Genomic DNA, 12,185 nt, shown 5'->3' with positions numbered 1-12,185 from the left:
TCCCGCCGCCAGCGGCCGCACCCGCAACGGCTTGCCCCCACGACGTTCACCCAACGTTGCTCCAACGACGCCGTACCGGCTCCAGAGCACGCCCCACCCGTCCGCTCACAGTCGACCAGTCAACGGCGACCCTCCTTGGCCCCGCCGCCGCGCACCCGACCAGCGACCCCACCACCAGGCGATTCGTCGTCCAACCCCGCCGCTGGGTCATCGAACCCACCTTCGGCTGGCTGATGCAGCACCACTGCCTGGTCCGCGACTACCAAGCCCTGCCCGCCCGCTCCGAAGCCATGATCCACCTCGCCGCCATCGACCTCATGAGCCGACGCCTCACCGGCCAATCAACACCCACCTGGCGCGGCACCTGACCCACAAACCAAACCGACTCCAAGGGACCAAACGCCCTGTAACCCCCCGCCGCCCCCGCGATGAGGCGTGCATCCGTGCGATTTCCGGCTCTAACGGAGCTGGTGTAGCGATTAGGGACGGGTCAGGGAAGGGCTCGATGTGGCTGGCAAAGGCGCGGAAGGCTGACTCCGTTCTGTGCTGGCACTCGTCAGTTGGTTTTCCGATTGCTGGACACCGGTCCCATGCGCGTCGTGGCGCCGAGATGCTGGTGCCACGGAATCAACGCATGCTAAGTCAGCTTTCCGCGAGGTGGCGGTTTACGGTCTCGACCTTCGAGGTCAGTCCGTCCGTCACTCCGGGCCGGAGGTCGGCCTTGAGTGTCAGTCCGACACGTGGACTACGTTCCGCCACGGCGTCAACGGCCTGCTTGATCACGGTCATGACCTCGTCCCAGTCGCCCTCGATGGTGGTGAACATGGGGTCGGTCCGGTTTGGCAGGCCGCTCGCCCTCACGACGCGGACGGCCTCGGCCACGGCCTCGCCGACCTCTTCGCCGATTCCGAGGGGGGTTATGGAGAAGGCAACGAGCATCTTGGACTCCTCAGGTCGGTTAGGCGCTCGAAGCCGAGCACAGCTTTGATGCTAGGTTCAGCCAGCGTTTTCGTACTGCGGGGCTTTGAGGACGGTGCGTGCCCGCCGGGGGTGCATCAGCCCGGTGGGCGGAGGTGGTGGGGCTCGTCTGCCACCAGGCCGTGGCGTTGGGCGTACAGGGCGGCTTCGACCCGGCATTGCAGGCCCAGCTTCTGGAATATCGCGTGGACGTAGTTCTTGACCGTGTTCTCGGCGATGCCCAGCGTTCTGGCGATGCGCCGGTTGGACATGCCCTGGCCGATCAGCGCCAGCACCTTGCGTTGCTGGCTGGTGAGCCACAGGTCGCCGCCGTCTTGGTGGATCAGCTCGGCGAGCGGCTCCGGCTGCTCGGGCATCGGGGTCGGTGCCGGAGGGCGGCCGTCGATGGAGTTTCTGGCCTGTTCCAGTTGCCGTAGCAGCTTCATCTGCAGGGAGAGTACGCGGTGGGCCATGGCGATCATGGTTTCCAGGTCCGGCTGCTCGCCGGGGTGCGCGGTCAGTCCCCATGGTCCGGCGGAGGTGGGCTTGGCGGCCGGGTCGGCTGCGTCCATGGTCTCAACTCCTTGTACTGGGGGTGAACTAGGGAACGTGGGTGCCGCCGGATGGTCCGGGAGCACGCAGCAGCGCCAGCATTCGCGCGAGCCGGTGCGGCCGAGGCTCGGTCAGGTCCGCCTCGGACAGCCCGGCGCGTTCGTGCAACCGGGCCAGCGGGCGCGGAGCCCACCAGTTGGCCGGGCCAGTCAGCCGCATGACGGCCGGTACGAGCAGGCCACGCACGATGGTGGCGTCGACCAGCACGCCCAACGCCAGACCGAAGCCGATGATCTTCAGCAGCTGGAGGCCGGAGACGGCCAGGAAACCCATCGACACCGCCACCGCCACCGCGGCGACGGTGACCAGCCGGCCGGTACTGGCGATGCCCCGGACCACGGCGGCGGTGTGGTCGCCGCCGGCCCGGTAGTACTCCTTGATCCGCGACAGCAGGAACACCTCGTAGTCGATCGACACCCCGAACGCCACCGTGACAGTGAAGATCAGCGACATCAGCTCGACCTGGTTCATCACCGTGAAGCCACCCAGCAGCGAGCGCAGATGCCCGTCCTGGAAGATGGCGACGATGGCGCCGCAGCTGGCGGTCAAACTGATGGCGCCCACCACCAGCGCCTTGACCGACACCAGCAGGCCGCCGGTGAACAGGAACAGCAGCACCAGCACCGCGCCCATGACCAGCACTCCGGCCAGCGGCAGCTGCCCGCGTATCACCGCGAGGCTGTTGATCGCCTGCGGGGTCCGGCCGGCGATCAGGCGTTCGCCGGGGGCGGGCACTGCGCGGATCCGTTCGAGCATGCGGCGGGCGCCCGCGCTCTGGACGCCGTGGGGCCCCGACACGACTACCAGCGTCGCGCCGCCGGCGGTGTGGCGGCGCGCGAGCATGACGTCCCGTACCTTCGCCGGGTCCGGTGCCCGAGGTCCTGTCACGTGCGCGGCGTCGCCGCAGCCGAACCGTTGCTCCCGCGGTGCCTTCTTCGGCAGCTCGGCCTTTTGCCCCGCCCTGGCGCCGGTGGTGCCACGGTAGATGCCGGTCACGGTCCGTACCGCGACCACCTCGGGAACGGCGGCCAGCCGTTCGGCGTATGCGGCGACCTTCTTGCAGGAGGCGTCACGGGCGGCGTCGGTGCGCGGCAGGACGATGAAGAAGTCGCGCTCGATGGGCAGGGAGAAGTCGCGGTTGAGGCCGACATTGGTGACGTGCGCCTCAGCGGACGTGGGCAGCACACGTTCATCGGCCATGCCGAACCGGATGTGCGCGAAGGGGATAGCCAGCAGGCCCAGCACCACCACGCAGACCGCGCTCATCGACACCGGCCGCCGCGTGGCCAGTGTCGCGATGCGATGCCAGAGGGCGTGTTCGTCGTCGCGGTCGTCTTTCCTCTGCGACCGAGCCCGGCGCGTACGCGCCTGGCGCGATGGCGGCTCGCGGTGCGTTCTCACGTCGGCGGGGGAACGCCGACGCGCGGACCGGCCGCGTAGCCACCCCACCGGGTCGCCCCGGTTGATGCGCTCGCCGACCGTCGCCAGCATCGCGGGCTGGACGAGCATGGTGGAGACGACCCCCATGATGACCACGAGAATGGTGGTCCATGCCAGCGACCGCACCACGCCGACCGGGATGACCAGCAGCCCGGCCGTGGCCGTGGCCACCGTGAGGCCGGAGAAGAGCACGGTGCGGCCCGCGGTCATCATCGACCGCTGCAACGCCTCCTCGACCGCGGCGCCGCGTCTGAGCTCGTCGCGGAACCGCGTGGTGATGAACAGGCTGTAATCGATCGCCAGCCCGAGGCTCAGCCCGATCGCGACGTTCGGCGCGTACACCGAGACCAGCGTCACGTGACTGGTCAGCCGGAGCGCGGCCATCGTGGCGACGAACGTCAGTCCTCCGATCAGCACCGGCAGGAGCGCCGCGTAGGCCGACCGGAAGGCCAGCAGCAAGATGAGGGCCAGCAGGGGCGTGCTCAGGAGTTCGGCTCGGTGCAGATCTCGTTTGGCCATCTGCAGCGCTTCCACGGAGGCCCACGCGGCTCCGCTGACCGTCACGCGCAACGGCCGTGCCTGTTCGGCTATGCGTGGCACCAGGTTTTCGGCCGCCCGTGCCGCGTCGGCGTCACTGCCCGGAAGGTCCGCCTGGATCACCGCCGAGCGTTGGTCGGAGGACCGCAGGACCGGGTCCAGGGAGATCCAGTAGGACTGGACGCTCCTCACGTTCTCCTGCGCGGCGATCCAGCGGCTCAACCTGACACCGGCTTTGCTCGCCTCGGGCGAGTCGACCTTGTCGTTCGCGGTCACCCGGAGCACCAGGTCGGCGGGGCCGGCGCCGAAGCGCTTTGCCAGCACCGCCTCGGCTCTCGTGGACTCGATGCCGCCGGCGACGACCCCGCCGTTGGACAGCTGGTTGTCGAGCCCGAGCGAGACCAGCCCCAGCACGGCGCCCAGCACGAGCCCGATGGCGAGCAGCCGCCGGCGATGGGTCCCGCACCAGCGCGCGTAACCGGCCAGTCCGCCGGGATAGCACGACAGCGAGGTGCCATGCCCCACCCGACGGCGAAGACGGCTCACCCGCACCCACCACTCTGCCCGCCAACAGCACACCGAGGGCCGCGCGGGGCGGTGTGTTGGTGGGGGTGCTCAACGGTGTGCCGATGAACGGGTTGGTCGGTGAGCTGGTGGAGGCCTTGGTCGATGTGCTGGAGAACGAGGTGGTCGGCCTTGCGTGCGGGCCGGTCCGTCGCCGGACGGAGCGGGTGTCCGGTCCATGGCGAGGGCCTGGTCCGGCTCGCCGGCCGCCTGGAGTGGGGGGTGGTCATCGGTGTTCCTTGGCGTCGATGCCGGCCGGGACATGCGCAGCCCAAGAACTGACGATCCGAACCCGGGCGTGACGCACCCCTTCACATACCATTACCTTACGAAATCAAAACTTGACTCTCCGTAATAAGCAGGCAATGCCGGGGTTGAGCGGATATGAGCGAGCAATTGGGTCATCGGACGACGTAGGGAATCCGGGATTGGGTTAGGCCACTTTGCGGAGCCGGCGTTCGATGGAGCATTGCTCTGGCATTTCCCGCGATTGTGGTCCCAGCGGAATAAAGCGGTTCGCATAGGGGCGCGCTTGCGGAGCTGAGGCTGGGTCTGCCGGCACCCGCGACATCCTGTGGATGGCCTTGGCGGCGCGTCGCCCCGCCTCCGCGAAGGCATGCGGTGGTGGTCGGCCGCGGTGGGAGCCGGTTAGCGGTAGCCGGTCAGCGTGGCCAGATAGAGGTCCCGGACAGCGGTGATCCGCTGGTCGAGCTCGGACACTTTCCAGCCGGAGACGTCGATGGGCGGGGCGACGGTGACGCGCACCTCGCCAGCCGCGGTCGTCATGGCGGAACGCGGCATGAGCTGAGCGGAATTGTGAATGATGATCGGGACGACCGGAACGCCCGCTCTCTTGGCGATGAGGAAGGCCCCCTTCTTGAACGTTCCGGGGCTGGGGGTCAGGGACCGGGTGCCTTCGGGGGCGATGATGACCGAGGTGCCGCGGCGTAGCCTGTCGACGGCGTCGGTGAACATCCGCAGTGCCGCCCTCGTTGAACTACGGTCGACGTAGACAAGGTCGGTCACCCGGGTCAGTCCCGGTACGCGCTGGATGCTGTCCTTGGCCACGAACGTGACGCCGTGCTCCGCGAGCTGGATGGCGATGGTCACGTCCAGGGGGCTCTGGTGGTTGATGATGAACACGGCGGGCCGCCGGGACCAGAGATGTTCCTCTCCCTCGACCCGCAGCCGCACTCCCGCGATCCGCATGTACGTGCGGCTGGCCAGCGCGAGCTCCAGTCCGCTGACCCGTGCGCCCCGTCCGGCCGCCACGTTCACCCCCGCGCCGGTGGTCAGCATCGGCGCGAGACTGCCCCAGGCCAGGAGGGAGCGGGCCACGGTGCTTGGACGCGGCGGGCGCCGGTCCAGCGGCAGCACCGGCCAGCGGGCAGTGGCGGCGGCGCGGGTCGTGGCGCCGTTGGGGCTGATCACGCAAGGTCGCGCGACCGTCCGCAGGAACGCCAGGTCGTCGCGGGTGCCGGCGTAGCCGTGACTGCGGGACAGGTCGATGGTGTGCGCCGTGGCGAAGGCGGCGGCCGCCTCGGCCTTGTCGGCACCGCGCAGCAGCGGGTCGCCCGCCAGGCGGCCGGTGAACGTGCCGTCCTTGATCTCCAGCTCGGTGCACAGCAGGTGCTCGACCTCCAGCTCACGGGCCAGCGCCGCCAGCTGACAACGGGGCGCCGACGACACCAGGGCAACGGTGTGGCCCATGTGATGGTGCGCCTGGATGAGCCGCCAGACCTGGCAGTTCAGCCGTTCGGCCATGGCGCGTGCGCCCATGGAGTCGAGCTCTTCCTCGCTGCGGCCTGCCCAGGCCGACAGCGCGAGCTCGTAGACGGCCCGCAGTTCGTCGTTGTTCGTATTGCGTCCGGCAACTGACGCCGGCCGAAGGAATCCGGCTACGCCGACCGTGCTGACCAACTGGCGCAGTCGCGCTGGTTCGGCCGCGAGACGGCGCAGCCGGGCGTTGAGGAACTCTGTGACCGAGTACCCCGCTACGACGGTGCTGTCGAAGTCGAAGAACGCCCCAATCTGCGCGCCCCGCGGACCGGCGAGTATCTCGGCGATGCGGGCCTGCTCGGCCATGGACGGCCGGGGGACGCCGGTGCCGGTGGACGTCTCGCTGGATTCCTGGACGGCTGCGAGGGGGGACGTCTCGGTCATGGCTTCTCGCTCCCGTCATCGGTGCGGACGATGCCGCGGGCCAGAGTCCTGCTGTCGGCGAAGCGCAGCGGCACCGCCGGGGCCGCGGCGCCGGTCTCGTCGGTACTGAACGTGGCCGGACTCTGGTCGTCGGTGGTCTCGTTCACGGTCGGCATCTCGCCGTCGGCCGTCGGCCGGGTCTGGTCGGCGGCGGCATGGGTGTCGAGGTCGGCGAGGAAGTCGAGTGCGCGTACCAGGGTGGCCAGCTCGGCGGCGTGGGCTTGCCGCCTTTCGGCGCGACGCTCGGTGTCCTGGCCGCTGTTGGTGGCCTTGGTCGCGGCGGTGACCGCGGCACGCCACCGTTCCTGTGACCGTGACTCGGGCCAGCGCCCGGTGAGCGCGCCGTTGCCGGCCGGGAGTTCGGGGCGTTCCGTCCGCGTCGGGTCGTCGGCGAGGACGGTGGCCGCCGCGAGCGCGGCCTCCAGCGCACCGCCAAGCACGCGGTGTGCCAGCAGAAGGGGCTGGGCGGTCAGCAGGCGGACGGGATCCGGTGCCGCGTCGGCGCCGACTCGTTCCCCCGGCCAGCCCATCGCGGCCAGCTCACGGTGCAGGCTCTCCAGGAACGCCGGCAGCTCAGGCAGTGGGAACAACCCGCCGAGCACACTGTGGAGGCGCGATGCGCGTTCCTCGGCCTCGGCCTCGGCCTCAACGGCCGCGCCGTAGCTGGTGGTGGCCAGGACGAGTTCGGCGATGGCGCGAGGCACGAACCAGTGGGCGGCCTGTTCCCGGTAGAACGCCGCCAGCCGGGCCTGTGCGGAGCCGATCCGATAGCGCCGGGGGAAGGCGGCATCGCCGGTGGTCTCGACCGTGCCTGCACGTACGAGTCGCTCCAGTACATGCTGGACCTCCGCCTGTGAGGCCAGCGCCTGCAGGTCCACCGTCGGTATAGCGCGATCGCCGACGAACGCCATCAGCGGCTTGAGCTCGCGCATGATCTGCCATACGTCACGGGGCTCACGGTGCCCGCCCGTCAGGAGCAGCAGGAGCAGGCCTCCGGGAGTGATGGGGTTCGCGGCCCGGAGGCGACCCGCGAGTTCGGTGGCGACGGTGCGGGCCGCCCTCCACGTACTGGCGCCCGCTTGCGTTTGGCCTGTGCATTCCCGGATCGAGAACGGACTGCCGAAACTGACCCATGCACGCCCGCCGCGCAACCGCCAGCAGGTCAGCCAATGATCGACCAACCACCGTATCCCCTCGGGGTGTTTGGTGACTCCGGCGTCCTCGGCGACGAGCTGCTCGGCATCGGGGAGGATTTCGTACGAGACGGTCACCGGCACCACGTAGGCATCGCCGGACGGACAGGAGTCCAGGGCATCGATCAGGTCGCGGATGAGGCCGTTCCGGACCGGCCGGAGCCGTCCGGTCCGCGATCGGCCGCCCTCGGGGTACCACTCCAGGTTGAGGCCCTGGCGTACCGCATAGCGGAGGTAGCTTCGGACGGCCAGCGCGTACAGACGGTCACCGACGAAGCTTCGCCGGATGAACACCGTACCCGTCCGGCGGCCCAGACTTCCGAGGGGCCAGAAGGACAGGTTGTCTCCGGCGAACCGGATGGTCGGCGGCAGCCCGGCCGTCTGGAAGACTCTGGTAAGGATCATGGGGTCGGCGTACGAACGGTGCAGTGGCAGGAAGACGAGCGGGTGACGTTCGCCCAGGCGGCAGATCTCGGCCGCGGCCGACCGGTCCATCCGCAGGTCCCAGCACAACCCCATGGCGGGGTACATGGTCCGGCGCGTCAGCCGCGCGGCCAGCTTTTCCTGTGTCGGGATCAACGGTGGAAGACAGGCCCTGAGCTTCGCCTCGGCCTGCTCGGTCGACATCCCGAGCTGGGCGGCGGTCGCGGCGGTCATGGCCTGGACGTCCGGGGTGCCGAGCACTTCGTCCACTACCGGTCTGAGACTGGCTCTTCTCATGCCCTTTCCAATCTCGGTTGCGTTGGGGGGTGACGACGCGCGGGCGGCATGGGCAGGGCACACCCGTCCGTTGAGGCTCCTCTCGTCTCGTAGAGGAATGACTACCCTCGCGACACAAACAGATACGCACAGTGGCGAGGTAAGAACTTACCGGTGCGATAGCTACCGAACGGGCCACGTAACGGCTTCCGTCACCGCGATGAGACCTCCGGTGCCGCGATGAGACCTCTGGTCGCGATGAGGATTCCGGCGCGGGACGCGAAATGTGGCGTCCGGCGCGTATTGCGGCGTCCGTGGCGTACTGCGGCGGGCGGCGTCACGTTCGCCGGGCTACCATGACCTCATGAACACGTCCGCTCGCCAAGCGATGATGCCCCGCTCGCGGGGCCGCTGACGCTGCACGGACGAACGTTTCCGAGGCCCTGTGACGGGGCCTCGATTCATGTTCGCGGTCGGGAGCCCCGGAACTCGATCTGGAGGTTCCCATGACACCACCGCGCACCTACCTCACGACCACGATCCCCTACGTCAACGCCCGGCCGCATCTGGGCTTCGCGTTGGAGCTCGTACAGGCCGACGTCCTCGCCCGCCATCACCGTCGCCGTGGCGGGCAGGTCAGATTCCAGACCGGCACCGACGACAACTCGCTCAAGAACGTCTTGGCCGCGCAAGCCGCAGGGGTCGCGGTCCAGGACTTCGTGGACGCCAACGCCGCCAAGTTCGTGGCATTGGCGGATCCGCTGTCGCTGTCGGTCGACGATGTCATCCGTACCAGCCGGGACCCGCGTCACCGGGAGGGAGTGGAACGCTTCTGGCGGGCCTGTGCCGATTCGGGAGACCTCTACCGCAAGCATTACGAGGGCCTCTACTGCGTGGGCTGCGAGCAGTTCTACACCGAGGCGGAACTCCGGCAAGGCCACTGCCCCGACCACGGCACTCGGCCTCAGCGGGTCTCGGAGGAGAACTGGTTCTTCCGCCTGTCCCGCTACACCGAAGCCCTGCACGACCTCATCGCCTCCCGGACGGTACGGATCGAGCCCGCCGAACGCCGTAACGAGGTCCTGTCGTTCATCGCCGGCGGCCTGGAGGACTTCTCCATCTCGCGTTCCACCGACCGGGCCCACGGCTGGGGCATCCCCGTTCCGGGCGACCCGAGCCAAGTGATCTACGTGTGGTGGGACGCGCTGGGCAACTACCTCACCGCACTCGGCTACGGCACGGGCGGCGATGCCCTCCGGCGTTGGTGGACCGAGGCCGACCACCGCATCCATCTGGTCGGCAAGGGAGTGCTTCGCTTTCACGCCGTCTACTGGCCCGCCATGCTGCTGTCGGCGGGCGAGGCGCTTCCTACCGGCGTCTTCGTCCACGACTACCTCACCGTGGACGGCCGCAAGCTCAGCAAGTCCGGCGGGGCCACCGTCGATCCCGCCGCGCTGGTCGAGCGGTACGGCACCGACCCCGTCCGCTGGTGGCTGCTCCGCGAAGTCCCGCGCGTCGGCGACGCCGACTTCACGCTCGAACGCCTCGTCAGCCGCGCCAACGACGAGCTCGCCAATGGACTCGGCAACCTCGTCAACCGCACCGTCAGCATGATTCATCGATACCGGAACGGGATTCCTCCCGTCGCCAAGGCATCGGCGCCTGACGCCCATGCCCTGGACCAGGCCACGCGGCGGGCGGCCGACCTGATCGGATCAGCGCTGGCCGACTTCGACTTCCGGCGGGCCACGGCGGCGGTCTGGGACATCGTCGACGAAGCCAACCGCTACATCAACCACGTCCGTCCGTGGGAGCTGGCCAAGGCCGAGCACGGCGAGCACGGCGAGCACGGCGAGCACGGCGAGCACGGCGAGCACGGCGAGCACGGGCAACTGGATGCGGTCCTGGCCACGCTCCTGCGTAGCTGCCATGACATCGCCGAGCACCTCGCCCCGTTCTTGCCCGACGCCGCCGACCGGATCGTTCGGCAATGCACGCCCGTGAACGGGAAGCTGCCCGCACCGGAGCCCGTTCAGCGACGACTGACCCTCCCCGAGCCGGACGGGAGGACGGCAGCCAATGGATCATGAAAGCGGCCTACTGTAGCTCGCTATGGCCGGGTTTGGGGTGGGGCGGCGGCCCCGGGACGCCTGGTGGTCCTGGGCAAGGCAGGCGCGGGCAAGACCGTGCTCGCCCTGGAACTGCTGATCCAGCTGCTGGAAGAACGACGCCGTGACCCTGCCGGGCCCGTGCCCGTGCTGATCAGCGCCGTCGCCGTGGACACCCGGACGCCGTTCGAGACCTGGCTGGCCGGCCATCTGGCCAGGCGATTCGGCCTGAACGAGGCCGACACCGCCGACCTGGTGCGGCGGCGGCGCATCCTGCCCGTGCTCGACGGGCTCGACGAGATGGACGCTGAGCACGCTTCCGAACGGGCGTCCGCCCTCGTCAACGCGCTGAACGCCTACATGCTGGGACGCGACCGCGCGCCCGTCGTCGCCACCTGCCGCCCCCGCGAATACCGGCGGCTGCCCGAGGCACTCGACCGCGCCACCCATGTCGAGCTGGTCCCCATGGGCGGTCACGGGTCGGCCGCCTACCTGCGGGAGCAACTGCGCGATGAGGACGACCTGCGCCGGTGCGCGCCGGTGCTGGAGGCGCTGGAGGACGACCCCGGCGGACTGGTGGCGGAGGAGCTCGCGACGCCCTGGCGGCTGACCCTCGCCCTGACCGTCTTCCTCAATGACGGCGACCCGGCCGCTCTTCTCCCGGGCCCTTCCGCCGATGCCGCCGCGTACAGGAACGAGGTCAACGCCTTGCTCCTGGACCAGTACGTGCCCGCAGTGGTGCGCCTTCGCGATCCGAACGGACGTTATCCAGCCGAAAAGGTGGCCTCCTGAGGGTTCCGCTGGTCCTCCTGGCGGGGGCGCTCGTCATCGCGGTGGGCTTGGCCCTCGTGGAGGTGCCGTCGTCAGCCAACAGCACGATCTTCGGGAGCGTGTGGGTGCGCTATCACGTCGCCGTCGCCGTCGCCGTCGCCGTCGCCGTCGCCGTCGCCGTCGCCGTCGCCGTCGCCGTCGCGGTCGGTGCGTTGCGCGGCTCGAATCCTTGGCGGTTCGGGGCGTTGTTCCTTGACCACTGCCACCGGCTGGGGCTGCTGCGCGTCTCTGGCACCGCCTACCAGTTCCGCCACCGCCAACTCCAGGAGTGGCTGCTCCTAGGAGCCGGAGACCGCCCGCCAGGCGCTGAGTAGGACGCGCGGGCGGGGCGGAGCACTGGATAGCGCGCTATCACGGACAATGACCGTTTCTTTACTCTTGGTGACCGGACGTGGTCGGAGGGGAGTAGAGAAGGTGCGGATCGGCAACGTTCCCTGCTGCGTCACGCCTCCTCGGCTCAAGCCGCCCGAGGACTGACAGCAGAGGGGGGAAACAGCACTTCTACGCCGACTCGTTCTGCGCCCCGAACGTCTTCGTCACGTTCGGCAGCCGGATTCCCATGAGCGTGCGGTTCGGTTGACCGCATCCCCCGGAAGGGAAGTTCCATGAAGAAAGCCCTGATCACAGCGCTGACCTGCGGCATGGTGATCGCGTCCGCCGGTGCCGCGACCGCCGCGCCCAGGCCGGACCGCTCGGTGGCCGACTGCACTGTCGGCGCGGCGCCGAATCTGACCTACACCAACTACGAAGCCCGTGCCGGGTTCAATGTGTTCTGCTCCTCGGCGCATTGGATCGTGGCGGAGATCGAGGTCTACGACGCGCCAGGCAACCCGCTGGGCCGGCAGAACGCGGGCAGCACCAAGCTGAATGGCGACGGCCAGTGGCACTACCTCACGAGTCTGTTCAACTGGGGTCACTGGAAGCCGGTCGCCCATGCCTGTCTGTGGATCTACCAGGACAACTCGGTGGCGGGTCCGCTGCTCTACTCGGGCTGCACCCTGTAGTCGCGATAGCCGAGGCCAGGGATGAGCCTGGCCTCGGC

At 69.2% G+C, this 12,185-nt stretch carries 10 protein-coding genes; 5 read left to right on the top strand and 5 right to left on the bottom strand.

Going from position 1 to position 12,185, the window contains the following annotated elements:
• The first annotated feature begins 56 nt into the window (after positions 1–56).
• Positions 57–368: a transposase gene (locus ABD333_RS43610; protein ID WP_344548588.1), complete on the top strand. Its 312-nt coding sequence runs from the start codon at positions 57–59 to the stop codon at positions 366–368.
• A gap of 274 nt (positions 369–642) precedes the next feature.
• On the opposite strand, the gene ABD333_RS43605 is transcribed toward ABD333_RS43610, so the two are convergent.
• The 5 genes from ABD333_RS43605 to ABD333_RS43585 all read right to left on the bottom strand — a co-directional run bounded on the left by ABD333_RS43605 (position 643) and on the right by ABD333_RS43585 (position 8,198).
• Entirely contained in the window at positions 643–939 is a 297-nt protein-coding gene (locus ABD333_RS43605) for an MTH1187 family thiamine-binding protein (RefSeq protein WP_344548586.1), read from the bottom strand.
• A gap of 116 nt (positions 940–1,055) precedes the next feature.
• Positions 1,056–1,529, bottom strand: coding sequence for a LuxR C-terminal-related transcriptional regulator (locus tag ABD333_RS43600; RefSeq protein WP_344548584.1), 474 nt, complete (start codon positions 1,527–1,529; stop codon positions 1,056–1,058).
• A 28-nt stretch (positions 1,530–1,557) separates the two neighbouring features.
• Entirely contained in the window at positions 1,558–4,092 is a 2,535-nt protein-coding gene (locus tag ABD333_RS43595) for an MMPL family transporter (RefSeq protein ID WP_344548582.1), read from the bottom strand.
• Positions 4,093–4,758: 666 nt separating this feature from the next.
• Positions 4,759–6,273: an HAD-IB family hydrolase gene (locus tag ABD333_RS43590; protein ID WP_344548580.1), complete on the bottom strand. Its 1,515-nt coding sequence runs from the start codon at positions 6,271–6,273 to the stop codon at positions 4,759–4,761.
• Positions 6,270–8,198: a 1-acyl-sn-glycerol-3-phosphate acyltransferase gene (locus ABD333_RS43585; RefSeq protein ID WP_344548575.1), complete on the bottom strand. Its 1,929-nt coding sequence runs from the start codon at positions 8,196–8,198 to the stop codon at positions 6,270–6,272. Before ABD333_RS43585 ends, ABD333_RS43590 begins: the two co-directional genes overlap by 4 nt.
• 512 nt (positions 8,199–8,710) lie before the next feature.
• Here ABD333_RS43585 and ABD333_RS43580 point away from each other — a divergent pair.
• The 4 genes from ABD333_RS43580 (at position 8,711) to ABD333_RS43565 (ending at position 12,147) form a co-directional block, all read left to right on the top strand.
• Positions 8,711–10,294 carry a methionine--tRNA ligase gene (locus ABD333_RS43580; RefSeq protein WP_344548573.1) on the top strand — a complete coding sequence of 528 codons (1,584 nt, stop codon included), beginning with the start codon at positions 8,711–8,713 and terminating at the stop codon, positions 10,292–10,294.
• A gap of 63 nt (positions 10,295–10,357) precedes the next feature.
• The gene (locus ABD333_RS43575) at positions 10,358–11,104 is read left to right on the top strand and encodes an NACHT domain-containing protein (RefSeq protein WP_344548571.1); all 747 of its coding nucleotides are present in this window, start codon (positions 10,358–10,360) and stop codon (positions 11,102–11,104) included.
• A 47-nt stretch (positions 11,105–11,151) separates the two neighbouring features.
• Entirely contained in the window at positions 11,152–11,457 is a 306-nt protein-coding gene (locus ABD333_RS43570) for a hypothetical protein (protein WP_344548569.1), read from the top strand.
• A gap of 291 nt (positions 11,458–11,748) precedes the next feature.
• Positions 11,749–12,147, top strand: a complete 399-nt coding sequence (locus ABD333_RS43565) for a hypothetical protein (protein WP_344548567.1) — start codon at positions 11,749–11,751, stop codon at positions 12,145–12,147.
• Positions 12,148–12,185: the final 38 nt, after the last annotated feature.

Source organism: Actinomadura fulvescens, from assembly GCF_039533225.1.
GTDB lineage: Bacteria > Actinomycetota > Actinomycetes > Streptosporangiales > Streptosporangiaceae > Spirillospora > Spirillospora fulvescens.
Note: the sequence above shows the minus strand (reverse complement) of the source record. Positions and strands in the feature narration are given on the sequence as shown.